Genomic DNA, 23616 nt, shown 5'->3' with positions numbered 1-23616 from the left:
GCCCGCTACTCCTCCTCGTCGGCCGGATAGCGGACGCCGATACGGTCGCGCACCGCGTCGAGCGTCCGCATCACGGCGAGGCTGCCCTCCAGCGGGACGAGCGGGGACTCCTTCTCGCCCGCGCGCAGGCAGCGCATGACCTCGGCGGCCTCGTACTGGAGGCTGTGCCGGCTGTCGACCCCGGCGGTGAACTCCTCGGGCTCGGCCCCCTCCCGGTGCAGGACGAACCGGTCCGGGTGGAAGAAGCCGCGCCCGAGTTCGATCCGGCCCTTCGTGCCGGTGACAGCCGCCGTCATGGGGGTGTCGGCGGTGAGGGAGCAGCTCAGGAGCGCCGTCGCCCCCGCGTCCCACCCGAGCAGCATGCCGGTGTTCAGGTCGACGCCCTCCGGCGAAAGGAGCGCGTCGGCCTGTACGCGGTCGGGCTCGCCCAGCAGCAGATGCGCGAACGACACCGGGTACACGCCCAGGTCCAGCAGCGCCCCGCCGCCGAGCGCGGGGTCCAGCAGCCGGTGCTCGGGGACGAACGGGCCCGCGAGCCCGAAGTCGGCGTGCACGGTGCGCACCTCACCGATCGCGCCGTCCCGCACCAGCTCGGCGAGCCGGCGCACGACGGGGTTGCAGTACATCCACATCGCCTCCATCAGGAAGCGGTCGTGGCGCCGGGCCACAGCGACCAGTTCGCGCGCCTGGCGGGAGTTGAGCGTGAACGCCTTCTCGCACAGCACGTTCCGGCCCGCCTCCAGGCACAGGGCGGCGGCGGCCCGGTGCGAGGAGTGGGGGCCGGCGACGTACACGACGTCGACGTCCTCGTCGGCGGCGAGCTCCGCCCAGCTCCCGTAGGCGCGCGGTATCCCGAACCGCTCGGCGAACGCCTTGGCGCCGGCCGTCGTACGGGAAGCCACCGCGACCACCTCCGCGCCGTCGCTCTCGCGCATCGCCAGCAGATCGGTGGTGAACGACGACGCGATGCCGCCGGTGGCGAGCACGCCCCAGCGCACGGTTTCCTTGTGCATCCCAGCCCACAGGGAAAAGGTCTCGACCACTCTGGACGAGCTGAGAGCATAGGTGCAGATTCAACGACATGGAGATGCGAATGCCGGAGACAGGCCAGTCCACGCAAGGTCACATATCCGGCACTGAGGGGACAGAACAGCCCGAAGCGCTCCCCGCCGCCCGTCGCGCGAGCCTGTTGGTCACGCTGGTGCTGGGCGGCCTCACCGCGCTGCCGCCGCTCTCCATGGACATGTACCTCCCGGCCCTCCCGGAGGTCACGCGGGCCCTGCGCTCGCCCGCCGCCACCGTGCAGCTCACTCTGACCGCGTGCCTGGCCGGCATGGCGCTCGGGCAACTGGTCGTCGGGCCGATGAGCGACCGGTTCGGCCGCCGCAAGCCCCTGCTCCTCGGCATGACCGTGTACGTCGCGGCCACCGCGATCTGCGCCTTCGCGCCCTCCATCGAGCTCCTGATCGCGTTCCGGCTGCTCCAGGGGCTCGCGGGGGCGGCCGGCATCGTGATCGCCCGGGCGGTCGTCCGCGACCTGTACGACGGCGTGGAGATGGCCCGGTTCTTCTCCACCCTCATGCTGATCTCCGGTGTGGCGCCCGTCATCGCGCCGGTCATCGGCGGCCAGGTGCTGCGCCTCACCGACTGGCGGGGCGTCTTCGTGGTCCTCACCGGCGTGGGCGTCCTGCTCACCCTGGTGGTGTGGAAGTGGCTGCACGAGACGCTGCCCGCGCAGCGGCGGCACCGGGGAGGCGTCGGCGAAGCCCTCCGTACGATGCGCGGACTCCTCGCGGACCGGGTCTTCACCGGCTACATGCTGGCCGGGGGCATGGCGTTCGCCGCCCTCTTCGCGTACATCGCCGCGTCCCCGTTCGTGGTCCAGGAGATCTACGGCGCCTCGCCCCAGACCTTCAGCCTGCTCTTCGGCCTCAACTCGGTCGGCCTGATCGTGGTCGGCCAGGTCAACGGCAAGCTGCTGGTGGGCCGGATCAGCATGGACAAGGTGCTGGCCACGGGTCTGCTCCTGATCGCCCTGGCCTCCCTCGCGCTGCTCCTCATGACCGCCGGGGTATTCGGCGAGGTCGGCCTGGCGCCGGTCGCGGCGGGCCTCTTCGTCCTGATGTCGTCGATGGGCCTCGCCCTGCCCAACACCAACGCCCTGGCCCTGATGCGCACCCCGCACGCGGCGGGCTCGGCGTCCGCGCTGCTCGGCACGTCGTCGTTCCTGATCGGCGCGATCGCCTCCCCGCTGGTCGGCATCGCGGGCGAGGCGACGGCGGTCCCGATGTCGGTGGTCCAACTGACCTGCGCCCTGGCCTCGCTGACCCTCTTCGCGGCTCTGTGCCGGCCGTGGAGGCGCGAGGCGGCGTAACGACTGCCGCCCCCTCGGGCGCCGGCCCGCCGCGGCCGCCCTCCCGTCATCCCCGCCGGGCGTACGCGGTCAGGCGGGGGCGGTCCTTGCGGTCCGTCCAGGGGAACAGGCCGGTACCGGCGACCTCCACCGCCGGAACGTGCACGTTCGCCGCCAGCGCGGTCGGCCGCCGTGCCGTGAGGTCCGCCTCCACCGGTGTGCGCGTCGCCGTCGTGCCGTACGCCACGCCGGTGTCCGTCACCGCCGTCAAGGACAGCGGGCGCGTACCGTCCGGCTCCTCGAAGCAGTGGCCCGACCCCGTCTCCAGGTCGAAGCCGAGGCTCCCCGCTACCACGTACCTGCCCTCCGGCGACAGCGCCGCCCGTGGATACGTGCCCGGCTCTATGGCGGGCCTGCGGCACTGCGCCCTCGCGAGCACCTTCCCGCTCGTCGCGTCGTGCACCGCCCACACGTCGTAGTCGGCCGCCCCCTCGCTGCCCCGCTTCTTCCGCCACTTGGCGAGCACCCGCCCGTCCGCCACGGACGTGGGCACCCCCGACGCCGCGTCCGTGCCGCCCGGCGCCCGCGTGCGGCTGTGCCAGCCGCCCCGCACCCAGAACTCCCGGCGCCCGCTGACCAGCAGCCCCTTCTCCGTCGCCGCCCGCACCTGCGTCTGTGTCCGGCACCCCCCGCACCCCTTCGGGTACCGCAGGTCCTTCGCGGCGACCCGGGTCACCAGGCCGGTGACCGGATCGACGACCGCGCTGTCCGCGCCGCCGTCGCTGACGAGGACGCCGGGACCGTCCCCGGTCACGCTCGGCACGTCGGCCCAGGGCAGCTCGATCCGCCGCTGCGCGCCGTTGCGCACGTCGTACACGTCGAGCGCCACGATCATGTCGGCCGAGGACAGCGCGTCCTCGCCGACCTTCCCGTACGACCAGGTGACGAAGAACTCCCGGCCGTCCTTGGCCACCGCCAGCAGCCGGGGGAAGTGCGCGGGATCGGACAGCGGCTGCCACGCGTCACCCGTCCACCGCGTCCTCCCGCCGGCCGCGTCGACGGTCCGCAGCCGGAAGCGGGCGGCGGACACCCGCTCCAGGAGCCCCACCCGCCCGGCGCTCGCGGCGACCGCGTACTCGGGCGAGGCGCCGGTGATCTCCCAGCCGCGCCCGTTGGCGTACGCCGAGGGGACGGCCAGCCGCGTCGCGGTCCCGGCCGCCGCGCTCTTCCTCGTGGACGCGGACGCGGAGGGCCCGGGCGGCGGCCGCTTCCCGTCCGTCGCGTCGCCGCCACCGCCGCCACCGCACGTGGCCAGCAGGAGCAGCAGCGCCAGGACGATCACACCGGCCACCAGAGCCACGCGTACGACCCGCTGTCCCATGGTCCCCCCGAGGGTCACGACAAGGGCGTCAGCGTAGCAACTTCCCCATGCCCGGGATCAGTTCGGCCGCATCCCGCCACCGGCCGCCACCGCCCGCCACGGGCGGCCTCCGGCGTACTGCGGGAAGCGCCTAAAATTCGAAGGTGAACTTCACCCTCCCCACCGCGGAAGCCCTGCGCGGCGCGCTCGCCGGACTTCTCGACGGGCTGCCGCCCAAGCAGGCCGCACAGGCCGTCGAGCGGCTGATCGCCAGCTACCGGGGCACCACCCCCACCGGCGCCCCCGTGCTCCGCGACCGCTCCGACGTGGCCGCGTACGCCGCCTACCGGATGCCCGCGACCTTCGAGGCGGTACGTTCCGCGCTGGCCGCACTGCGCGACGCGGCCCCGGAGTGGACCCCGGCGACCCACGTGGATCTCGGCGGCGGGACGGGCGCCGCCACCTGGGCCGTGGCGGAGGCGTGGGAGGAGAGGGCGGCCAGCACGGTCCTGGACTGGGCGGAGCCGGCCCTGGCCCTGGGCCGGGAACTGGCCGAGGCGTCCGGTTCGCCCGCCCTGCGCGCCGCGACCTGGCAGCGCTCTCGCATCGGACCGGCGCTCCGGATCGAGAGCACCGATCTCGTGACGATCTCGTACGTCCTGAAGGAACTCACCCCCGCCGACCGTGTGGCCCTCGTCGCCGAAGCCGCCCGCGCGGCGCAGGCCGTCGTGATCGTCGAGCCCGGCACCCCCGACGGCTACCTGCGCGTCATCGAGGCCAGGCAGCAGTTGATCGACGCCGGCCTGAGCGTCGCCGCCCCCTGCCCGCACAGCGGAGCCTGCCCCATCGTGCCCGGCACCGACTGGTGCCACTTCTCGGCGCGGGTCAGCCGCTCCTCGCTCCACCGCCAGGTCAAGGGCGGCTCGCTGCCGTACGAGGACGAGAAGTTCAGCTACGTCGCCGCCGTGCGTGACGGCGCGGACGGTCCTGCCGCAGTCCCGGCGGCCAACCGCGTGATCCGCAGGCCGCAGATCCGCAAGGGCATGGTCCTGCTGGAACTGTGCGCGAAGCCGCGGGAACTCACCCGCGAGACGGTCACCAAGAAGCACGGCGACCTCTACCGGGCGGCCCGCGACACCGACTGGGGCGACGCCTGGCCGCCGCCCCGGCCCGAAACCGCCTAGCCGCGCAGCTCCTGCGTACAGCACTTCACACTGCCGCCGCCCTTGAGCAGCTCCCCGAGGTCCATCCCGACCGGCTCGAACCCGCGCGCCCGCAGCGGCGCGAAGAGCCCCAGCGCGGTCTGCGGCAGCAGCACGTGCCGCCCGTCGCTCACCGCGTTGAGCCCCAGCGCCGCCGCGTCCGCCTCCTCGGCGATGATCGCGTCGGGGAAGAGCCGGGCGAGGACGGCCCGGCTGCCGGGGGAGAAGGCGCCGGGGTAGTACATGACCTCGTCGTCACGGTCGTCGAGGACGGCCAGCGCGGTGTCCAGGTGGTAGTAGCGCGGATCGACGAGGTCCAGGCCGATGACCGGGCGGCCGAAGAACTCCTGCGCCTCGTCGTGCGACAGCGGGCTTGAGCGGAAGCCGCGCCCGGCGAGGACCCACGACGAGGTGACCGCGAAGTCGCCCTCGCCCTCGTTGATGTGCGCCGGCTCCAGGATCTCGGTGAAGCCGTGGGACCGGAACCACTCCAGATGCGCCTGGGCCTCCGCGGCCCGCTCCGGGTACGCGAACCGCGCGCCGAGCACCCGCCCGTCGATCACGGTGGCGCCGTTGGCGGCGTACACCATGTCGGGCAGGCCCGGCCTGGGGGTGAGGAGGTCGACGGTGTGGCCGAGACTCCGGTAGCGGTCGCGCAGGTCCTCCCACTGGGTCAGGGCCAGCGGCAGGTCGACCGGCTTCGCGGGGTCCATCCAGGGATTGATGGAGTACGTCACCCTGAAGTGCTCCGGGGGGCACATCAGGTAGCGGCGGGGCGAGGCGTCACGAGGCAATGAGGGCTCCTCACGAGCGGCTGGGGCACGGAGTGTGCGTGAGAGCCATGGTCCGCCGAACCGGCCCGTCGCGCAGTGAACCGATCGGGTGGTTCCCGACTGGTCAGCTCCCGTCCATCAAGCGAGACGTGCCGTCTCGCTTGGCTGGTAGATTGGGCGCCATGGCCGAGATTCGCACCCCCAAGCCCGCCGCCAGGACCCCCGACACCACGCGCCGCAGCGAACGCTCCCGCCGCGCGATCTACGACGCGGCGCTCTCCCTCGTCGGCGAGGTGGGCTACCCGAAGACGACGATCGAGGGCATCGCCGCCCGCGCCGGCGTGGGCAAGCAGACGATCTACCGCTGGTGGCCCTCCAAGGCCGCCGTCCTCCTCGAAGCCTTCCTCGACCTCGGGAAGCGGGCCGCCGAGGCCGCGGGCGCCGACAGCGGCTCGTACGAGATCCCGGACACCGGCGACCTGGCGGCCGACCTGAAGGCGGTCCTGCGCGCCACCGTCGACGAACTCGTCGATCCCCAGTACGAAGCCCCCTCCCGGGCCCTCACCGCCGCTGGCATCGTCGACCCGGTGCTGGGCGCCGAGTTCGTCGAGAAGCTGCTCGAACCGTCGCTCCAGCTGTACGTGAAGCGGCTGCGCGCGGCGCAGGAAGCCGGCGACGTACGCCCGGACATCGACCCGCGCGTCGCGCTCGAACTGCTCGTCGCCCCGCTCGCCCACCGGTGGCTGCTGCGCACCCTCCCGCTCACGCACGCGTACGCCGACGCCGTCGTCGACTGCGCGCTGGGCGGCCTCACTCCGCGCTGAGGCCCCCGCCAGTCCGCGCCGAGGCCGCCGCCGGGCCCGGCGGCCGCGCCGGGGTGAGTTCGCTCACGGAGTTCGCCGGATGTTCACCGTGAGGCCACTTATCGGGGCAAAGGCGCCAATCGCGCCACCGCTGTGGTATCCACCCGCGTACCCCGGATGGGGACTGCGGCCACCCGAAGCGCAGGATGGTGGCAGCATGGACAGCACAACGCTGAGGTGAGGGGTTGAATGGGCGCCGATTTCGGCCGCTATCGCGGCACAGAGAGCAGGCAGACAGTGGAAAGCAGACTTCCCCAGTGGCTGCGCCGCCGCCCGAAGGCCACCGACGCCGACGACCTGGCCGAGGACCGCGAGGCCCTGCTCCTGGCCGCCGCCGCCGCGGGGCTGCCGCTCGCCCCCGCCGCGCATCCCGCCGGATACCGATGTTCGTGCGAACGCGTCGGATGCCCCACCCCCGCCCGGCACCCCGTGTCCTTCGCCTGGCAGACCCAGTCGACCACCGACGCCGCGCAGATCAAACGCTGGGCCGAGGGCCAGCCGCAGGCGAACTTCATCACCGCCACCGGCATGGTCCACGACGTACTCGACGTACCGCTCGAAGCAGGCCGCAACGCGCTGGAGCGGCTGCTCGAAGCCGGGGTCGACGTCGGCCCGGTGGCCGAGTTCGGCGCCAGCAACGGCGACGACGCGCGCCTGCTCTTCTTCACCGCCACCCGCGGCACCCCGGACGACGAGGACGAGTGGTGGCCGTGCGAGCTGGACTGCCACCCCGAGACCATGGACGAGCATCCGGGGCTGCGCTGGCACTGCCGGGGCAGCTACGTCCTCGTACCGCCGGCCCGGCTTCCCGGCGACCACGGGGTCGGCTGGGTGCGCGGCCTCGAACACCCGCTGCCCGACCCGCTGACCCTCCTGGAGACGCTGACCGACGCCTGCGCGCGGTACGTCGGCGAGGACGACCCGGACGACCACCACGCGGTGGCCTGGCCGCTGGGCCGCTGACCCGCCGGGGCGGGGGAGCGGCTCACGACCCCTGGGCGGCCGTGAGCCCCTGAATGCGGGCGAGCACGGTCACCTGCGGAGCGCCCTTGCCCGCGCCGGCCGACCCGCCCGCCGCGTCCTTCGCCGGCACCTGCGCGACCTGGCTGGAGACCCGCTCCTTGGTGAGCTTGGTCCTCGCGGTGCCGGTCATCAGCGCCCGTACGTCGGCGTTGAGATCCAGCCGCACCCCCTGGGCCACGGTCTGCTGCTCGAACTGGCGGGTCGCGAAGAACACCGTCGCCCCGCCGTCCGCCGTGACCAGCCCCAGCGGCGCGAACGTCCCGGTGTCCAGCTGCTGGTCGCGGTACTGGACCGTGCGCCCGAGCTGCCGCGCCGACTTCTCGCGCGCCTGACGCACGGCGGAGGTGTGCGGCCCCGGCGCGAAGTTCTCCGGCTTGCCGTCCTGCAGGTACGACGCGTACCGCACGCTCAGATCCTTCGGCGGCACCACGAGCGAAGGCGCGTCCGGCGCCACCGGCTCGGCCCAGCCGTCCGCGTCCTTCTTGAACGTGGGCACCTCGTTCGGCGTGAGTACCGACAGGTGCGAGACCTCCCACAGCTGGTCGGCCCCGCCGCGTACGAACACCAGCATCCAGCGGGTGTCGAGCCGCCCGGTGTCCTTGTCGCGGTTGCTGTCGGTGTCCGCGACGAACCACCGCGGCCAGCCCGCCTTCTTGGGGATGGCGAACTTGGCGTCGGTCAGCTCCAGCGGATCGTGCCGCGGATTGCCGTCCGGGCTCTGCGTCTGGCGCGCCTTCAGGCCCGCCTGGTTGATCGCGCCGAGCGCGCCGGTGACCCGGCCCGCGTCGAGGGCCGGGTCGTACGCCTTGTCCGCCTTGTTGTACGCCGCGGTGAAGTCCTTCAGGGCCCGCGCGGCCTCGGACTCGGTCGCCGCCGGCACGACTTCCAGCTCGCCGTGCACCGTCACGCACCCGCTCGCCGTCAACGACAGCGCCGTCGCCGTCGCGAGACCCGTTACCAGCCGCCTCAGCGTGCTCCTGCTCATGCGCTGCCTTCTGTGTCTTCGTCCCCACCGACTTCCGGAACCCTACCGGGGACGGGAAAAGCACGGGCGTGGGGATCGGGTACAGCGGCCACACCGTGACCTGGCGAGGCCGGGCCCGCCGGGGGCCCGGATCCGGGTGCTTCAATGCCGGGGTGAACGAACTCGACGTACTGCACGTCTTCTGCGGCCCGGACGGACGCCACGGCAACGCCCTCGGCGTCGTGCGCGACGGGCGGGCGTACCCCGACGAGGCGTCACGCCAGGCCCTCGTCGCCGAACTGGGCTTCAGCGAGACCGTGTTCGTCGACGACCCCGAGCGCGGCGTCGTCGACATCCACGCGCCCGGCCGGCTCCTCCCCTTCGCCGGGCACCCGCTGGTCGGCGCCGCCTGGCTGCTCGACCTGGAAGTGGTCAACCCGCCCGTCGGCGAGGTGTGGGCGCGCCACGACGGCGAGTTCACGTGGATCACCGCGCACGCCGAGTGGGCCCCGCCGCGCCGCCTGCGGCGGTACGCGTCCGCGGCCGAGGTCGACGCGCTGCCCGCGCCCCCGCCCGGAGAGGGCCCGCTGTACGCGTGGGCCTGGGAGGACGAGGCGGCGGGCCGGGTGCGCGCCCGCGCGTTCCCGCGCCGCGACGACGGCACGGAGGACGAGGCGACCGGGGGCGCCGCGCTCCTGCTCACCGCGGAACTGGGCCGGGCCCTGAACATCACGCAGGGCTCCGGTTCCCAGCTCCTGACGGCTCCGGGACCCGACGCCACGATCGAGATCGGCGGCCGCGTCCGCTTCGCGTCGCACGCCCGCGGACCGGCCGCGGGGCTCAGGCGCTGAGCGGGAACTCCGCGCCCAGCTCGCGGAAGAGGGCCCCGTTGAAGTCGAACGCGCGCTTGCACTCGTCGACGATGCGCTGCTTCTCCAGGTCGTCGGCGTTCACCCGGTCCAGCAGCTCCCGGTAACCGCGCTTGAAGGCGGCCGGGTTGGCGATGTCCTCGAAGACGTAGAAGCGCACTCCGTCGCCCTTGCGCGCGAAGCCCCAGGTCCGCTCCGCCTTGTCGCGGATGATCTGGCCGCCCGACAGGTCGCCGAGGTAGCGCGTGTAGTGGTGCGCCACGTAACCGGCCGGCCAGTCGCGCGCGCACGCGGTGATGCGTGCGGCGTACGCCTCCGTCGCCGGCAGCGGCCGGGCCGCCGCGCGCCAGTCGGCGCCGCGCAGATGCGCGAGGTCGCGCTCCAGTTCGGCGGTCCGCATCAGCTCCGGGCGGATGAACGGGCCCGCGACCGGATCGTCCGCCAGCGCACCGGCGGCTTCCTCCAGCGCCCGGTACACGAACCACAGCTGCTCCGTGTAGCGCGCGTACGCGTCGACGGAGAGTTTCCCGCCGAGCAGGTCGCTCATGAAGGTGGAGGTCTCCGCCTCGGTGTGCTGCTCGTGCGAGGCGACCCGGATCAGCGTCGAGAAGGGAGTCGCGGCGTCAGTGGAGCCGGCGGCTGTGGCGGTTGCGTCCAAGGCGGACCTCCGGGGACCGAGGGGGACGGGAAGGAAGGCCGTGCGATGGCAGCACGCGCAGCCGCCACCGCCGATCCTCCTGCTTAGGGTTGCCTAAGTCAATGTGTTCCCGACGACCTGTCGGTAAAACGCTACTCCCTCGTCCTGTTCACGGCAGCGTGAGGATGTCCGCGCCGGTCTCCGTCACCACGAGCGTGTGCTCGAACTGCGCGGTCCGCCTGCGGTCCTTGGTCACCACCGTCCACCCGTCCTCCCACATGTCGTACTCGTGGGTGCCGAGCGTCAGCATCGGCTCGATGGTGAAGGTCATGCCGGGCTGCATCACCGTCGTGGCGTGCGGGCTGTCGTAGTGCGGAATGATCAGACCGGAGTGGAACGACGAGTTGATGCCGTGCCCCGTGAAGTCCCGGACCACGCCGTAACCGAAGCGCTTGGCGTACGACTCGATCACCCGCCCGATGACGTTGATCTGGCGCCCCGGCTTGACCGCCTTGACGGCGCGGACCAGCGACTCGCGGGTGCGCTCCACGAGCAGCCGCGACTCCTCGTCGACGTCGCCGCACAGGTACGTCGCGTTGTTGTCGCCGTGCACGCCGTTGATGTACGCCGTGACGTCGAGGTTCACGATGTCGCCGTCCCGCAGCACCGTGGAGTCCGGAATGCCGTGACAGATGACCTCGTTGACGGAGCTGCACAGCGACTTCGGGTAACCGCGGTATCCGAGGGTAGAGGGATAGGCGCCGTGGTCGATCATGAAGTCGTGGGCGACGCGGTCCAGCTCGTCCGTGGTGACACCGGGCGCGATGTGCTTGGCGGCCTCCTCCATCGCCTGCGCGGCGATGCGGCCCGCGACGCGCATCCGCTCGATGGTGTCGGAATCCTGGACCTCCGGGCCGGTGTACGGCGTCGGCGCCGGCTTCCCGACGTACTCGGGACGCCGGATGTTGCCGGGAACGGAACGGGCGGGAGAGAGCTCCCCTGGTACGAGCAGCGACTGGCCAGACATGCAAGCGAGTGTATCCAGCCGCCATCGGGCAGCATGGCGACAGAGGAAGGAGCCGACGATGGCCCTGTTCAAGAAGCGCACCGCCGGAAAGCCGGGCGAATGGTTCTACTGCCTGGAACACAAGAAGGTCGAAGAGGGACCGGAGTGCCCCGCCAAGGACCGGTTCGGCCCCTACACGACCCGCCAGCAGGCGCAGCACGCGATGGAGACCGCGGCCGAGCGCAACCTCGAATGGGAGACGGACCCGAAGTGGCACGACAAGGGCAAGGACGACGCGCGGCCCGGTGAGGAAGGCGCCTGAGCGGGCCCCGGCTCACCCCACCGGTTCAGCCGCCGCCGCGCCCTGCCGGGCCCGGCGGCGCTGGGCGTCCGCGTCCGTGTCGGCGTCGTACGTCATGAGCTTCGGCAGCGCTGCGGCCAGCAGGCCGACCGAGACGACGCACGCCAGGCCGCCGCTCCAGATCGCCGGCCGGGTCCCGGACCAGCCCGCCAGAGCCCCGGCCCGCACCTGACCGAGCTGCGGACCGACGCTGTACGACAGCACCTCGATGCCCGCGAGCCGGCCGCGCAGCTCCTCGGGGATCGTCTGGTTCCAGATGGTCGACCGCCCGAGCCCGCTGAGCATGTCGCCGGCGCCCGCGAACGCCAGGCACACCAGCACGGCCCACACACTGCCGAACCACCCGGCGGCGGCGATCGCGAGCCCCCAGCCGGCCGCGCCGTACACGACGAGCTGCCCGTGCCGCCGCACGCGCGAGGCCCAGCCGCTGGTCAGGCCGACGACGACCGACCCGACGGACCCGGCGGCGTACATCAGCCCGAGGGCCCATTCGGCGTCGAGGTCGTCCGCGAGGAACGGGAAGACCGCGTTGGGGAAAGCGAAGAACATCGCGGCCATGTCGACGGCGTACGTGCCCAGCAGCACGGGCCGGCTCCACGCGTAGCGCGCGCCTTCCGCGATGCCCCGCAGGGACGGCTTCGGGGCGTTCTCGGACGCCGGTGCGGCGTTGAGGCGCGTGCACAGCGCCACGGACACCGCGAACCCGACGGCGGTGACGCCGTACGCCGTCGCGTGCCCGGCGTAGGCCACGACCACGCCCGCGACCGCGGGGCCGGCGATGGCGCCGGTCTGCCAGCGCAGCGAGTTGAGCGCGGCGGCGGCGGTGAGCTGGTCGTGCGGCACGATGCGCGCCATCAGAGAGTCCAGTGCGGGGCGCTGGAGGCCGGCGAGCGCGGAGACGCCGGCGGCGACGACGTACAGCGGCCACAGCAGCGGCTGGGGCAGCAGCGCGTTGACGAGCAGCAGCACGGCCAGCACCCCGAGGCCGGCCTCGGTCAGCGCGATGACCTTGCGCCGGTCGGCGGAGTCGGCCAGCGCGCCGCCGTACAGCCCGAACACGACCAGCGGCACCAGCTCGACGGCGCCCATCGCGCCGACGGCGAGCGGGGAGCCGGTGAGGTGCTTGATCTGCAGCGGCAGCGCGATCATGGCCATGAAGCTGCCGAAGTAGGTGACGAGCCCCTGCACGAACAGCAGGCGGAAGTCGCGCGAGCCGCGCCACGGAGCGAGGTCCGGCAGTATCGCCGCGAGCTTGGAAGTCACGACCGACCATGGTCCGCGACGCCGGCCGCCCGGACAACCGATTTACGGGCCGTGGGCCGGCTGCCCGGCCCGCGTGGCGCCCCCGCCGCCCGGCAGCCGTGGGCAGCCCGCCCCGCCTACCACCGGCCCGGCGGCGGGGCCGTCAGCTGGGCAGCCAGGTGGGCGAGGCGGTCGCGCAGCCGACGCCGCCCCCGCGGCGCCGGGACGCTGTTCTCGCCCGCCGCCGCGCTCACCAGGTGCTGCACCGTGTCGAGATCCACCTCCCCGCCGGCCGGCACGGACAGCGCCTCGTGCGCCAGCCCCCGGACCTCCCGGTCACCACCGTCCAGCGACAGCACGGTCGCCCCGGCCCGCCGCGCGTCGTGCACCCGCTCCAGGAGCCCCGCCCCCGGCCGCTGGGGCGCCACGACGAGCAGCGTCTCGCCCCGGCCGGCCGCCTCGATCCGGCCGAGGCCCACCGACAGGTGCGCCGGCTCCCCGGGCGCCACCCGGTGGCGTACGAGCGTGGGGTTCAGCTCCGGGAGCCCGGACCACGCCGCCTCGTCGACGAGGTGCGCCGCCAGGTGCCACGGCTCGTACACCTCGGTCCCCACCAGCAGCAGCCCCCCGCCCTGCGGCACGACGGAGGACCGCAGCGCCCCGGCGAACCGGCGGGCGGCCGGCAGCCACTGCGTCCCGTCGAGGACCTCACGCAGCAGGGCGACACGCACGGCATCCATGCGGCGGCATCCTTCCGCACCCGGGCGCCCGGGTGCGGACGAATGCCTCCGCCTCACCCGTACGAGCGTGCTACCTGCAAGTAGGGTCGGTTCATGACTTCGACCGACAGCAGCGGCGCCGGCACCGGCGCACAGAAGCCCGCAGCCAAGGACCCCTGGGACCTCCCCGACATCTCCGGCCTCGTCGTCGGCGTGCTCGGCGGGACGGGCGACCAGGGGCGCGGGCTCGCTTACCGGCTGGCCAGGGCCGGCCAGAAGGTGATCATCGGCTCCCGCGCCGCCGAGCGCGCGCGGAGCGCCGCCGACGAGCTGGGCCACGGCGTGGAGGGCGCGGACAACGCGGAGTGCGCGCGCCGCAGCGACATCGTGATCGTCGCTGTGCCGTGGGACGGCCACGCCAAGACCCTCGAAGCGCTGCGCGAGGAGCTGCGCGGCAAGCTCGTCGTCGACTGCGTGAACCCGCTCGGCTTCGACAAGAAGGGCGCGTACGCCCTGAAGCCGGAGGAGGGCAGCGCCGCCGAGCAGGCCGCCGCCCTGCTGCCGGACTCGCGGGTCACCGCCGCGTTCCACCACCTGTCGGCCGTGCTCCTGCAGGACGAGACGGTCGAGGAGATCGACACCGATGTGATGGTGCTGGGCGAGACCCGCGCCGACACCGACCTCGTGCAGGCCCTCGCCGCCCGCATCCCCGGCATGCGCGGCGTGTTCGCGGGACGGCTGCGCAACGCCCACCAGGTGGAGTCCCTGGTCGCCAACCTGATCTCGGCGAACCGCCGCTACAAGGCGCACGCGGGCCTGCGCCTCACCGACGTGTAGCGGCGGCCCCCGGTACGGCGGCGTACAGGAGCCGCGTACAGCTGAAGTCGGGGCATGGTGGACACTGGACGGGAAGCTTTCCGCCCCCGGACAGGAGCCGCCCCCCATGCCCCGCCTCGCTCTGTACGCCCTCCTCGTCTGCCTCCTCGCCGTGGCCGCCGCGGTGGTGTCCTTCGTCCAGGGCAGCTGGCTCGGCATCGTCTGGATCCTGCTGGCGGGCGTCGCGTCGAACATGGCCTGGTACTACGTGTGCAGGGCCAGGACCGGCCGGCGGACCTCCTCCGTCACGGGCTGACCCGCGCGGGGTCCGGGTCGCCGTCCCAGAACCGGTAGTACTCCAGGCCCGTCCGCCAGTCGTCGACCCCGAGCCCCCGCAGCACGGCGTCGACCGCGTCGAAGAAGACGTCCCCGACCTCGGGAATCCACAGCAGGGCGAAGACCAGCAGCAGCCCGAACGGCGCGAGCGGCTCGACCTGGCGGCGGACCTTGTACGAGAGCCAGGGCTCGATCACGCCGTATCCGTCCAGACCGGGCACCGGCAGGAAGTTCAAGATCGCGGCCGTGACCTGGAGCAGCGCGAGGAAGCCGAGCGCGTACAGGAACGGGTCCGGAACGCCGTCCGTCGCGTTCAGCCAGAACGGCGCGGTGCACACGACCGCGAACAGCACGTTCGTCAGCGGCCCCGCCGCCGAGATGAGGCTGTGCCTCCAGCGGCCCCGGACGCGGCCCCGCTCGATGTAGACCGCGCCGCCCGGCAGACCGATGCCGCCCATGACCACGAAGAGCACCGGCAGCACGATGCTGAGCAAGGGGTGGGTGTACTTGAGGGGGTTGAGGGTCAGATAGCCCCGCGCGCCGACGGAGATGTCGCCGCCGTGCAGTGCGGTGCGGGCGTGCGCGTACTCGTGCAGACACAGCGAGACGACCCACGCGGACGTCACGAAGAGGAAGACGGCGAAACCCGTGCTCGCCGAGAACTCCGTCCACACCGCCCAGCCGGAGACCGCCATGACGGCGGCGATCCCGAGGAAGACGGGACTGATCCGCCGGTCGCGACGGGTGGGGGCGGTGGTCATGAACGGTCTCCAGAGGGGTGGGAGCAGGCCGGACAACTGGACTACCTACCCGGCGGGACTGTGAAAACGTCTCGCGCGGCCCCGGTGGTTCCGGCGAAGCTGCACGCATGGCGCTCTGGCGAATCATGTACGACGGCTGGCAGATGGAATGCTGCGGCGAACCGTTCTCGGTGGGTGACGAGGTGCGGTGGCAACTGTCGCTGCACCGGCCGGAGGACTTGACCTCCCCGGCGACCTGGCAGGACAGCTTCAGCGAGCTGGCGCCGGTGGCGGGCGGCGCGCCGGTCGCCGGACTCCTCTGCGTCGAGACGCACGGGCCGGGACCGCACGACGTGCCCGCGACCGTCGGCACGGTCCGGTCCATCCAGGTCGTCGTCGAGGGGTACGCCGAGACGCACGCCGGGTCGCGCGCGTACGAGCCGGTGGCGGGGGAGCGGTGGCTGCGGCCGGTCGTGACGTGCCCCAAGGGGTTCAGGGACGAGACGCGGCCGGACCGGGACGGCCGCGGCCACCTGCACCAGGAGACGGGCGTCCTGGTCGAGCTGGAGACGCCCGGCGAGCCGGCGTCCGTACGTCCCGGACAATAGATCCGTGCGCTATCGCATCCTCGGCCCCACCCAAGCACTCCGCGACGACGGAACGCCCGTCGCCGTCGGCGGAGCGCGCCTGCGCGCCCTGCTGACGGCGCTCGCGCTGCGGCCGGGGCGCACGGTCACCACCGGCGTCCTCACCGACGAGGTCTGGGACGGGGAGCCGCCCGCCGACGCGAGCGGCGCGCTCCAGGCCCTGGTCGGCCGCCTGCGCCGGGCCCTCGGGCACGGCGCGATCGCTTCGGCCGACGGGGGCTACCGGCTCCGCGCCGACCCGGAGGCGGTGGACCTGTACCGCTTCGAGCGCCTGGCACGGGAAGGCACGCGCGCCCTGGACACGGGCCATCCGGGCAAGGCGGCGGAGCTGCTCGGCGAGGCGCTGGAGCTGTGGCACGGCCCGGCCCTGGCGGGCCTCCCCGACCGTACGGCGCGGGCCGCCCACTGGCAGACCCGCCGCCTCGCGGCCCGCCGCACCCGCCTGGGGGCCCTGCTCGCCCTGGGCCGGCCGGAGGAGGCGCTGCCGGAGCTCGCCGCGCTGTGCGACGACCACCCGATCGACGAACAACTGCAGAGCCTGCGGTTGCGCGCCCTGCGCGACACGGGCCGTACGGCGCAGGCGCTGGCGGAGTACGACGGACTCCGCCGCGACCTGGCGGCCCGCCTGGGCACGGACCCGTCCCCGGAACTGCGCGCCCTGCACGCGGAACTACTGGCTCCGTCCGCCGCCTCGCCCCCCGGGGGGCCGGCACGGGAGGGGCCGGGGCGCTCCCCGCAGGGCGCCGAACGCGGCGACCGCGAACCGGCCGACCTGGCCGGAGGCCCGACGCCCGAGGAGAGGCCCCGGCGCGCCACCGACCCCGACGCGGACCGCCGCACCGACCGGCACACGGCCGACGACGCCGCCCCCTGCACGCCCGTGCCCGTGCCCGAACGACCTCTGCCGCACGGGAATCTGCGCGCCCGCCTGACGTCGTTCGTGGGCCGCGAGAGCGACATCGCGGCCATCACCGCCGACCTCTCCCGCGCCCGCCTCGTCACCCTGCTGGGGCCCGGCGGCGCCGGCAAGACGCGGCTGTCGCAGGAGGCGGCGGAAGCGGCCGACGGGGCCTGGCGGGACGGCACGTGGCTCGCGGAACTCGCCCCTGTCGACGACCCCGGCACCGTGCCCGAGGCCGTCCTGGTCGCGCTCGGCGCGCGCGAGACCGTGCTGCGCGGTGCGGGGGCCGAGGAGCTGCGGGCCGCCGACCGGCACGGCGGCGATCCGCTCGTACGCCTCGTGGAGCACTGCGCACGCCGCCGGATGCTGATCCTGCTCGACAACTGCGAGCACGTGATCGACGCCGCCGCCCGCCTCACCGAGGAACTGCTGGCCCGCTGCCCCGGTGTGACCGTACTGGCCACCAGCCGGGAACCGCTCGGCGTGCCCGGCGAGGTCGTCCGGCCCGTGGAACCCCTGCCCGACCCCATGGCCCTGCGCCTCCTCGCCGAACGCGGCGCGGCCGCGAGGCCCGGCTTCCGTCCCGACGACGACCCGGAAGCCGCCACCGAGATCTGCCGCCGCCTGGACGGGCTGCCGCTCGCCATCGAACTGGCCGCCGCCCGCCTGCGGATGCTCACCCCGCGCCAGATCGCCGACCGCCTCGACGACCGGTTCCGGCTGCTGACCGGCGGAAGCCGCACCGTGCTGCCGAGGCAGCAGACGCTGCGGGCGGTCGTCGACTGGTCGTGGGACCTGCTGGACGAGGGGGAGCGGGCGGCCCTGCGCGCCCTGTCGGTGTTCGCCGGCGGCTGCGACCTGGCCGCCGCCGAAGCGGTGACCGGCCCCGACGCGCTGGACCTGCTCGGCTCGCTGGTCGACAAGTCGCTGGTGGTGGCGGCCCCGTCGGGCGACGGCACCATGCGCTACCGCCTCCTGGAGACCGTGGCCGAGTACGCCGCCGAACGCCTCGACGAGGCGGGCGACCGGGCCGCCGCCGAGCGCCGCCACCTCGTCCACTTCCGCGAGCTCGCCCGCCGCGCCGAACCCCTGCTGCGCGGCCGCGAACAGCTCGCCTGCTTCAGCCGCCTTGAGGTCGAGTACGAGAACCTGCGCACCGCGCTGCGCCGTGCCGTCGCCGCCCGCGACGAGCACGAGGCGCTCTGCCTCGTCCACTCGCTCGCCTGGTTCTGGACGATCCGCGGCCTGCGGGCCGACGCCCGCCACTGGTCCCGCGCCGCGGCCGAGCTCGGCCCCGATCCGTTCGCCCCACCGGCGACCCCCGCTCCCGCCCTGCACGAGCGGTGCACGGACGCGCCGCCGCCCATGGCCCCCGAACAGCTGCTGGAGGCCAGGCGGGGCGCCTGGCTCATCCACCTGGCCAGCATGAACCACGAGCTCGACCAGTGGACCACCGACGAGGCGACGGCATGGCTGCGCAGTGTCGTCGAGGTCTACCGCCCCGGCCTGCCGCAGACGTGCCGCGTGCCGGGGACGCTCTGGTTCTTCGCGGTCATGCTGACCGGCAGCCCGGGGCAGCTCTACGAGGTGGTCAACAAGACGGTCGAAGCCTGCCGGGAGTTCGGCTACGTCTGGGAGCTCGCCATGGCCCTCCAGCTGCGGGCCAACCTGCTGGCCAACCGCAGCGAGTGGGCGGGCGACGCGAGCCGCGACGCCGACGAGAGCCTGGAGATCTTCACCCGGCTCGGCGACGTGTGGGGCGAGGCCGAGGCCCTCGCCGCGCGTGCCGAGTCGCGCGAGCGCAAGGGCGAGTTCGCCCTCGCGGCCGACGACTACCGCGCGGCGATCGGCCACGCGGACCTGCTCGGCGCGCAGACCCAGGTGTCGCTGCTGCGGGCCCGGCTCGCGGGCGTACTGGTGGAGACGGGCGACGGCGACGAGGCCGAGGCGATGCTGCGCGACATCCTCGCCAAGGTCGAGCAGGGCCATGAGTCGGAGCCTCCCGCCCGCATGTTCCTCGCGATGTGGCTGGCCCGCACCGGGCGTACCGACGAGGGGCGGGAGCACCTGGACGCGATGCGCCGCTCCTTCAACCGGTCCAACCTCGCCATCTTCGAGGGCTTCGTCATCGGCCTCCTCGCCTGGATGGACAACCTCGACGGCCGGTACGACGAGGCGCTCAGCCGGGCCCGCCGCGCCCTGGAGTGCGCCCGCGAGCCGCTGGCGCGGATGGTCGCCCCGCAGATGCCCGCCGTCCACCTGATGACGGCGGCCCGCGCTCTGGCGGGCCTGGGCGGCCCCGACCTGGCCCGGGACGCCGCCCGGCTGCTCGGCGGCTACGGGGCGCTGCTGCCGCGCGGCCACTTCGCCACCACGCAGGAGCGGGAGTCGGCGGCGGACGCCGAGGCGGCGGCCCGCGCCGAGCTGGGCGACGCCGCGTACGAGGCGGCGTACGCCGAGGGCGGCGGCCTCACGCTGGAGCAGGCCGCCGCCCTCGTCGACCGCTGACGCGGCCGGTGCGCGAACGTCAGGTCTTCTTGCGGAACTTCGAGATGGCGAGCGGCGCCGTCACCACCGTGATGGCCACGGCCCACGCCACGACCATCCACACGTCGCGGGCGACCGGACCGCCGATGAACAGCCCGCGCGCCGCGTCCGCGAGGCTCGACAGCGGGTTGTAGTCGGTGAAGGTCCGCAGCCAGCCCGGCATCGTCGACGGCGGGGTGAAGATCGAGGACCCGAACTGGAGCGGCATCAGCACGAGCATCGCCATCCCCTGCACGGCCTGCGCCGTCTTCACGGACAGGCCGATCAGGATGAAGATCCACATCAGGGAGGCGCCGAACAGGAGCGAGAGGCCGACGGCCCCCAGCACGTGCAGCGGCGACGTCTCGACGGACATGCCCAGCATGAAGCCCACGGCCAGCAGGATCGCGAAGGCGACCATCATCCGGCCGACCTCGACGACGATCTTCGCTATGAGGACGGAGGACCGGGCGATCGGCATCGTGCGGAACCGGTCCATCACCCCCTTCTGGAAGTCCTCGTTGATGCCGGTGCCGACGGCCATGGAGACGTTCAGCCCCATCATCGCCATCAGACCGGGGACCAGGTAGCTGACGTACTCGTCCTGGTTGCCGTTGCCCGCGACCGCGCCGCCGAAGACGAAGACGAAGAGCAGGGTGAAGACGATCGGCATCAGCAGTACGTCGAACATCGACTGCGGATCCTGCTTGATCTGCAGGGTGTTGCGGCGGGCGAGCGCGCCGATGTGCCGCAGATTGGCGCGCAGGCCGATCCGCCCCTCGCCGTCGCGCGCCTTCACGGCGGTGGGCGCCGGCGCCGGTGGGGTCACTGTCGCCGCGCTCATGCCGCGACCTCCTCGTGCTTGTCGTCCGCGACGGACGCGGTGGGCCCGGTGGGCGCCGTGGATTCGCCGGACGCGGTGGACTCGGCCGCCGCGTCGCTCGTCTTCTCGCCCGTGATGGCCAGGAACACCTCGTCCAGGCTGGGCAGATGGGTTCCGATGTGCGCGATGCCGAAGCCGCGCGCGCCCAGCAGACCGACCACCGCGGTCAGTTGCTCGTCGCTGAGGATCGGTACGTACAGCAGGCCCTCGCCCGCGTCGACCTTCGAGCCGGCGATGCCGTCGAGCCCCGCCTCGTCCAGCGCCCGCGCCATGTCGGGCAGGAGCGCCGGGTCGGTCGGGCGGACCTCCAGGGTGCGGCCGCCGACCTTCGCCTTGAGCTCGTCGACCTTGCCGCCCGCGATGACGCGGCCGCGGTCGATGACCGTCAGCTCGCTCGCGAGCTGCTCGGCCTCCTCCATGTACTGGGTGGTGAGCAGGACGGTGACCCCCTCGCCCACCATCCGCTTCACCTCGTCCCACACCTCGTTGCGGGTACGGGGGTCGAGTCCGGTCGTCGGCTCGTCCAGGTAGAGCACGGCGGGCTGCCCGATCATGGACGCCGCCAGGTCGAGGCGCCGCCGCATGCCGCCGGAGTACTGCGTCACCGGCTTCTTCGCGGCCTCGGTGAGCGAGAACCGCTCCAGCAGCTCGTCGGCGCGCCGGCGCGCGTCCTTGCGGGACAGATCGAGCAGCCGCCCGATCATGTAGAGGTTCTCCCAGCCGGCGAGCTTCTCGTCGACCGAGGCGTACTGCCCGGTCAGGCCTATGGTGCGGCGGAGCTGCCGGGGCTGCTTCACCACGTCGTACCCGGCCACCACGGCCGTGCCGGCGTCCGGCTGGACCAGGGTGGACAGGCAGCGTACGAGGGTGGTCTTGCCGGCGCCGTTGGGTCCGAGGACACCGAGCACGGTGCCTTCCCGGACGTCCAGGTCCACGCCGTCCAGTGCCTTGGTCTCGCCGTAGTGCTTGACCAGTCCCCTTACCTCGACGGCGTTGGCCGCGCCGCCGGTGGGGCTCTTGTCGAATCGCGTCATGCCGCTATGAGAGCAGCCGCCACTGACAACCCGCTGACAGCCTGCCGACAGCCCGCCGACAGACACCGGCGAGGCAGGCGGACGCCGCACACGCCGACAGCCCGCCGATGGGGGATGTCGGCGGGCTGTCTGTGGTGCGGCAGTGGCTCGATGAGTCCTAGTGGAAGGTGTGCTCCTCCTGCGGGAACGTTCCGCCGACGACATCGCCGGCGAACGCCTTCGCCGCGTCCCCGAGGGTCTGCCGCAGGTTCGCGTACTGCTTGGTGAAGCGCGGCACCTTGCCGCCCGTCAGACCCGCCATGTCGGTCCAGACGAGGACCTGCGCGTCCGTGTCCGGCCCGGCGCCGATGCCGATGGTCGGGATGTGCAGCGAGCGCGTCACCTCGGCGGCCAGCTCGGCCGGTACGAGTTCCAGCACGACCGCGAAGGCGCCCGCGTCCTGCGCCGCCTTCGCGTCCCGCAGCAGCTGGTGCGCGGCCTCGTCACTGCGGCCCTGGACCCGGTACCCCATGGTGTTCACGGACTGCGGGGTCAGGCCGAGGTGCGACATGACCGGGATGCCGGCCTTCACCAGCAGTTCCGTCTGGGCGTGCGAGCGCTCGCCGCCCTCCAGCTTCACCGCGCCCACCCCGGCGTCCTTGATCAGCCGGGTCGCGTTGCGCAGGGCCTGTACCGGGCCCTCCTGGTACGAGCCGAAGGGCAGGTCCCCGACGACCAGGGCCCGCCTGGTGCCCCGTACGACAGCGGCGGACAGCAGGGTCATCTCGTCCATCGTGACGGGCACGGTGGTCTCGTAGCCGAGATGGCAGTTGCCCATGGAGTCGCCGACGAGGATGACCGGGATGCCGGCCTCGTCGAAGACGGAGGCGGTCATCGCGTCGTACGCGGTGAGCATGGGCCACTTCTCACCGCGCTCCTTGGCGGCGGCGATGTCGTGGACGGTGATGCGGCGAGTGCCCTTGCCGCCGTACAGCGCCTTGCTGCTGTCGGCGGATGTCGTGTGGGCAGCCTGAAGCGTCATGACCAACGGCTCCTTCGAAATCTCGAGGCGCCCTGACGGCGTCCCCGGACCACGTCCATGGTGGCATCCCGGTGGCGCTCACGGGAAGTGGGGGCGTGTGGCGGTCCGCACGCACTGGCTGGTTTGTGCGCGTTTCGTCACAGCGTTCCTCCGACGCGCCCGAACCGGAACCCCTCGCGCCGCCGTGTCGTCCTGGTGGCAGTACGGCCGTCGTGTCACGGCGGCCCGGAAAGACAGCGCCCATCCCCTAGGGTCGGACGGGGAGTGGGCGGTGTGCAGGGCAAGGCAGTCAGTGAGGGCAGCGGAATGGCGCAGGCGTACATGACGGACACAGGAAACGGCAGCTCAGGACCCGAGCGTCCCGGATCCCGCCTCCTGCGCCGCCTCGGCGACCTCCGTCACGACCGGGGCATCTGGCGGCGCGGCATCCTCCTCGCGCTGTGCGCGGTGCTGCTCACCCTCCTGATGATCTTCCACGCGCAGATCCCCAACGCGATCGGCAACCTCGGCAGCCTCACGGAGACCTTCCTCCCCTGGCTGGGCCTCGGCGTCCCGCTGCTGCTGGCCGCCGCTCTCCTGCGCCGCTCGGCGACCGCGCTCCTCGCCCTGGTGCTGCCGGCCGTGGTCTGGCTGAATCTCTTCGGCGGCCTGCTCACCGACAAGGCGGGCCCCGGCGGCAATCTCACGGTCGCCACCCACAACGTGAAGGCCGACAACGCCGACCCGCGGGGGACGGCCCGCGAACTCGCCGATTCCGGCGCGGACGTGGTGGCGCTCCAGGAGCTGAAGGCCAGCGAGGTCCCGTCGTACGAGAACGCCCTGTCCGGGACCTACAAGTACCACTCGGTGCAGGGCACGGTGGGCCTGTGGAGCAAGTACCCCATGACCGGCACCGGGCCCGTCGACATCAAGATGGGCTGGACCCGCGCGATGCGCTCCACGGTCGCGACCCCGGTCGGCGACGTGGCCGTGTACGTCGCCCACCTGCCGTCGGTACGGGTCAAGGTCGACGCCGGCTTCACGGCCGGGCAGCGTGACGACAGCGCGGACGCGCTGGGTGAGGCGATCGCCCGCGAGCCCGTCGGCAAGGTCGTCCTCCTCGGCGACCTCAACGGCACCATGAACGACCGCGCCCTGAACGCCGTGACCTCGCAGATGCGGTCCACGCAGGGCGCGGCGGGCGACGGCTTCGGCTTCAGCTGGCCGGCGTCGTTCCCCATGGCGCGGATCGACCAGATCATGGTGAAGGGGATCACACCGGTGTCGTCGTGGGCCCTGCCGGAGACGGGCAGCGACCATCTGCCGATCGCGGCCCGGGTCGAGATCTGACACCGCGCCCG

The 23616-nt window shown here is 73.2% G+C and carries 22 protein-coding genes and 1 pseudogene; 11 read left to right on the top strand and 12 right to left on the bottom strand.

Annotated features, from left to right (window positions below; translation table 11 throughout):
* Nucleotides 1-5: 5 nt before the first annotated feature.
* On the bottom strand, nucleotides 6-1013 hold the full coding sequence (locus IE185_RS02765) for a Gfo/Idh/MocA family protein (RefSeq protein WP_138896444.1): 1008 nt from the start codon (nucleotides 1011-1013) through the stop codon (nucleotides 6-8).
* Nucleotides 1014-1093: 80 nt separating this feature from the next.
* Here IE185_RS02765 and IE185_RS02760 point away from each other — a divergent pair, with 80 nt between their 5' ends.
* Entirely contained in the window at nucleotides 1094-2374 is a 1281-nt protein-coding gene (locus IE185_RS02760) for a Bcr/CflA family multidrug efflux MFS transporter (protein WP_138896445.1), read from the top strand.
* Between the two features lie 46 nt (nucleotides 2375-2420).
* Here IE185_RS02760 and IE185_RS02755 read toward each other — a convergent pair whose 3' ends face one another.
* Complete coding sequence (locus tag IE185_RS02755; protein ID WP_138906567.1) at nucleotides 2421-3734, bottom strand: hypothetical protein; 1314 nt, start codon at nucleotides 3732-3734, stop codon at nucleotides 2421-2423.
* A gap of 143 nt (nucleotides 3735-3877) precedes the next feature.
* Here IE185_RS02755 and IE185_RS02750 point away from each other — a divergent pair, with 143 nt between their 5' ends.
* Nucleotides 3878-4897, top strand: a complete 1020-nt coding sequence (locus tag IE185_RS02750; protein ID WP_138896447.1) for a small ribosomal subunit Rsm22 family protein — start codon at nucleotides 3878-3880, stop codon at nucleotides 4895-4897.
* Here the strand turns inward: IE185_RS02750 and ddaH are convergent.
* A pseudogene (ddaH, locus tag IE185_RS02745) lies at nucleotides 4894-5736 on the bottom strand (dimethylargininase); the annotation flags it as partial. The gene IE185_RS02750 and the pseudogene ddaH sit on opposite strands and share 4 nt — an antisense overlap.
* 134 nt (nucleotides 5737-5870) lie before the next feature.
* Between ddaH and IE185_RS02740 the strand changes: the two are divergent.
* Both IE185_RS02740 and IE185_RS02735 read left to right on the top strand, forming a co-directional pair.
* Nucleotides 5871-6512 carry a TetR/AcrR family transcriptional regulator gene (locus IE185_RS02740; RefSeq protein WP_189714516.1) on the top strand — a complete coding sequence of 214 codons (642 nt, stop codon included), beginning with the start codon at nucleotides 5871-5873 and terminating at the stop codon, nucleotides 6510-6512.
* A 228-nt stretch (nucleotides 6513-6740) separates the two neighbouring features.
* Nucleotides 6741-7514: a bifunctional DNA primase/polymerase gene (locus tag IE185_RS02735; RefSeq protein ID WP_138906569.1), complete on the top strand. Its 774-nt coding sequence runs from the start codon at nucleotides 6741-6743 to the stop codon at nucleotides 7512-7514.
* A gap of 22 nt (nucleotides 7515-7536) precedes the next feature.
* On the opposite strand, the gene IE185_RS02730 is transcribed toward IE185_RS02735, so the two are convergent.
* Nucleotides 7537-8559, bottom strand: coding sequence for an SCO2278 family lipoprotein (locus IE185_RS02730; protein WP_138898055.1), 1023 nt, complete (start codon nucleotides 8557-8559; stop codon nucleotides 7537-7539).
* A gap of 152 nt (nucleotides 8560-8711) precedes the next feature.
* Between IE185_RS02730 and IE185_RS02725 the strand changes: the two genes are divergently transcribed.
* Complete coding sequence (locus IE185_RS02725; protein WP_138898056.1) at nucleotides 8712-9389, top strand: PhzF family phenazine biosynthesis protein; 678 nt, start codon at nucleotides 8712-8714, stop codon at nucleotides 9387-9389.
* Here IE185_RS02725 and IE185_RS02720 read toward each other — a convergent pair.
* Together IE185_RS02720 and map are read right to left on the bottom strand one after the other, a co-directional pair.
* The gene (locus tag IE185_RS02720) at nucleotides 9379-10065 is read right to left on the bottom strand and encodes a biliverdin-producing heme oxygenase (protein ID WP_138898057.1); all 687 of its coding nucleotides are present in this window, start codon (nucleotides 10063-10065) and stop codon (nucleotides 9379-9381) included. The genes IE185_RS02725 and IE185_RS02720 overlap by 11 nt on opposite strands.
* 148 nt (nucleotides 10066-10213) lie before the next feature.
* Nucleotides 10214-11071 carry a type I methionyl aminopeptidase gene (gene map / locus IE185_RS02715; protein WP_138898058.1) on the bottom strand — a complete coding sequence of 286 codons (858 nt, stop codon included), beginning with the start codon at nucleotides 11069-11071 and terminating at the stop codon, nucleotides 10214-10216.
* A 58-nt stretch (nucleotides 11072-11129) separates the two neighbouring features.
* On the opposite strand from map, the gene IE185_RS02710 reads away from it, so the two are divergent.
* The gene (locus IE185_RS02710; protein WP_138898059.1) at nucleotides 11130-11372 is read left to right on the top strand and encodes a hypothetical protein; all 243 of its coding nucleotides are present in this window, start codon (nucleotides 11130-11132) and stop codon (nucleotides 11370-11372) included.
* A gap of 12 nt (nucleotides 11373-11384) precedes the next feature.
* On the opposite strand, the gene IE185_RS02705 is transcribed toward IE185_RS02710, so the two are convergent.
* Together IE185_RS02705 and IE185_RS02700 are read right to left on the bottom strand one after the other, a co-directional pair.
* Nucleotides 11385-12674 carry an MFS transporter gene (locus IE185_RS02705; protein ID WP_138898060.1) on the bottom strand — a complete coding sequence of 430 codons (1290 nt, stop codon included), beginning with the start codon at nucleotides 12672-12674 and terminating at the stop codon, nucleotides 11385-11387.
* 116 nt (nucleotides 12675-12790) lie between these two features.
* A complete protein-coding gene (locus tag IE185_RS02700) occupies nucleotides 12791-13393 on the bottom strand; it encodes a hypothetical protein (protein ID WP_138906570.1) in 603 nt (200 codons plus the stop codon).
* A gap of 93 nt (nucleotides 13394-13486) precedes the next feature.
* On the opposite strand from IE185_RS02700, the gene npdG reads away from it, so the two are divergent.
* Both npdG and IE185_RS02690 read left to right on the top strand, forming a co-directional pair.
* Nucleotides 13487-14209: an NADPH-dependent F420 reductase gene (gene npdG / locus IE185_RS02695; RefSeq protein WP_138899594.1), complete on the top strand. Its 723-nt coding sequence runs from the start codon at nucleotides 13487-13489 to the stop codon at nucleotides 14207-14209.
* 106 nt (nucleotides 14210-14315) lie between these two features.
* Complete coding sequence (locus IE185_RS02690) at nucleotides 14316-14504, top strand: hypothetical protein (protein ID WP_138895756.1); 189 nt, start codon at nucleotides 14316-14318, stop codon at nucleotides 14502-14504.
* Here the strand turns inward: IE185_RS02690 and IE185_RS02685 are convergent.
* Nucleotides 14494-15285 (bottom strand): site-2 protease family protein, encoded by a 792-nt coding sequence (locus IE185_RS02685; protein ID WP_138895747.1) that lies wholly within the window; start codon nucleotides 15283-15285, stop codon nucleotides 14494-14496. The genes IE185_RS02690 and IE185_RS02685 overlap by 11 nt on opposite strands.
* A 107-nt stretch (nucleotides 15286-15392) precedes the next feature.
* Here IE185_RS02685 and IE185_RS02680 point away from each other — a divergent pair, with 107 nt between their 5' ends.
* Together IE185_RS02680 and IE185_RS02675 are read left to right on the top strand one after the other, a co-directional pair.
* A complete protein-coding gene (locus IE185_RS02680; protein WP_138895748.1) occupies nucleotides 15393-15872 on the top strand; it encodes a DUF6578 domain-containing protein in 480 nt (159 codons plus the stop codon).
* 4 nt (nucleotides 15873-15876) lie between these two features.
* Nucleotides 15877-19320, top strand: a complete 3444-nt coding sequence (locus IE185_RS02675) for an AfsR/SARP family transcriptional regulator (RefSeq protein ID WP_189714514.1) — start codon at nucleotides 15877-15879, stop codon at nucleotides 19318-19320.
* 19 nt (nucleotides 19321-19339) lie between these two features.
* Here the strand turns inward: IE185_RS02675 and IE185_RS02670 are convergent, their stop codons facing one another.
* From IE185_RS02670 to panB, 3 genes are all read right to left on the bottom strand, one after another.
* Nucleotides 19340-20182, bottom strand: a complete 843-nt coding sequence (locus IE185_RS02670) for an ABC transporter permease (RefSeq protein ID WP_138895750.1) — start codon at nucleotides 20180-20182, stop codon at nucleotides 19340-19342.
* The gene (locus IE185_RS02665; protein WP_138895751.1) at nucleotides 20179-21255 is read right to left on the bottom strand and encodes an ATP-binding cassette domain-containing protein; all 1077 of its coding nucleotides are present in this window, start codon (nucleotides 21253-21255) and stop codon (nucleotides 20179-20181) included. Before IE185_RS02665 ends, IE185_RS02670 begins: the two co-directional genes overlap by 4 nt.
* Before the next feature lie 157 nt (nucleotides 21256-21412).
* On the bottom strand, nucleotides 21413-22276 hold the full coding sequence (panB, locus tag IE185_RS02660; protein ID WP_138895752.1) for a 3-methyl-2-oxobutanoate hydroxymethyltransferase: 864 nt from the start codon (nucleotides 22274-22276) through the stop codon (nucleotides 21413-21415).
* Between the two features lie 306 nt (nucleotides 22277-22582).
* Here panB and IE185_RS02655 point away from each other — a divergent pair, with 306 nt between their 5' ends.
* Nucleotides 22583-23605: an endonuclease/exonuclease/phosphatase family protein gene (locus tag IE185_RS02655; protein ID WP_138895757.1), complete on the top strand. Its 1023-nt coding sequence runs from the start codon at nucleotides 22583-22585 to the stop codon at nucleotides 23603-23605.
* Nucleotides 23606-23616 lie beyond the last annotated feature (11 nt).

Origin of the sequence: Streptomyces chryseus, assembly GCF_014650755.1 — a bacterium.
Lineage (GTDB): Bacteria > Actinomycetota > Actinomycetes > Streptomycetales > Streptomycetaceae > Streptomyces > Streptomyces chryseus.
Note: the sequence above shows the minus strand (reverse complement) of the source record. Positions and strands in the feature narration are given on the sequence as shown.

Excerpts from the sequence above, each read along its gene's own strand:
- IE185_RS02765 (WP_138896444.1), bottom strand. The coding sequence starts at position 1,013 with ATGCACAAGGAAACCGTGCGCTGGGGCGTGCTCGCCACCGGCGGCATC.
- IE185_RS02760 (WP_138896445.1), top strand. The coding sequence starts at position 1,094 with ATGCCGGAGACAGGCCAGTCCACGCAAGGTCACATATCCGGCACTGAG.
- IE185_RS02755 (WP_138906567.1), bottom strand. The coding sequence starts at position 3,734 with ATGGGACAGCGGGTCGTACGCGTGGCTCTGGTGGCCGGTGTGATCGTC.
- IE185_RS02740 (WP_189714516.1), top strand. The coding sequence starts at position 5,871 with ATGGCCGAGATTCGCACCCCCAAGCCCGCCGCCAGGACCCCCGACACC.
- IE185_RS02735 (WP_138906569.1), top strand. The coding sequence starts at position 6,741 with ATGGGCGCCGATTTCGGCCGCTATCGCGGCACAGAGAGCAGGCAGACA.
- IE185_RS02730 (WP_138898055.1), bottom strand. The coding sequence starts at position 8,559 with ATGAGCAGGAGCACGCTGAGGCGGCTGGTAACGGGTCTCGCGACGGCG.
- map (WP_138898058.1), bottom strand. The coding sequence starts at position 11,071 with ATGTCTGGCCAGTCGCTGCTCGTACCAGGGGAGCTCTCTCCCGCCCGT.
- IE185_RS02710 (WP_138898059.1), top strand. The coding sequence starts at position 11,130 with ATGGCCCTGTTCAAGAAGCGCACCGCCGGAAAGCCGGGCGAATGGTTC.
- IE185_RS02700 (WP_138906570.1), bottom strand. The coding sequence starts at position 13,393 with ATGGATGCCGTGCGTGTCGCCCTGCTGCGTGAGGTCCTCGACGGGACG.
- npdG (WP_138899594.1), top strand. The coding sequence starts at position 13,487 with ATGACTTCGACCGACAGCAGCGGCGCCGGCACCGGCGCACAGAAGCCC.
- IE185_RS02690 (WP_138895756.1), top strand. The coding sequence starts at position 14,316 with ATGCCCCGCCTCGCTCTGTACGCCCTCCTCGTCTGCCTCCTCGCCGTG.
- IE185_RS02685 (WP_138895747.1), bottom strand. The coding sequence starts at position 15,285 with ATGACCACCGCCCCCACCCGTCGCGACCGGCGGATCAGTCCCGTCTTC.
- IE185_RS02680 (WP_138895748.1), top strand. The coding sequence starts at position 15,393 with ATGGCGCTCTGGCGAATCATGTACGACGGCTGGCAGATGGAATGCTGC.
- IE185_RS02670 (WP_138895750.1), bottom strand. The coding sequence starts at position 20,182 with ATGAGCGCGGCGACAGTGACCCCACCGGCGCCGGCGCCCACCGCCGTG.
- IE185_RS02665 (WP_138895751.1), bottom strand. The coding sequence starts at position 21,255 with ATGACGCGATTCGACAAGAGCCCCACCGGCGGCGCGGCCAACGCCGTC.
- panB (WP_138895752.1), bottom strand. The coding sequence starts at position 22,276 with ATGACGCTTCAGGCTGCCCACACGACATCCGCCGACAGCAGCAAGGCG.
- IE185_RS02655 (WP_138895757.1), top strand. The coding sequence starts at position 22,583 with ATGGCGCAGGCGTACATGACGGACACAGGAAACGGCAGCTCAGGACCC.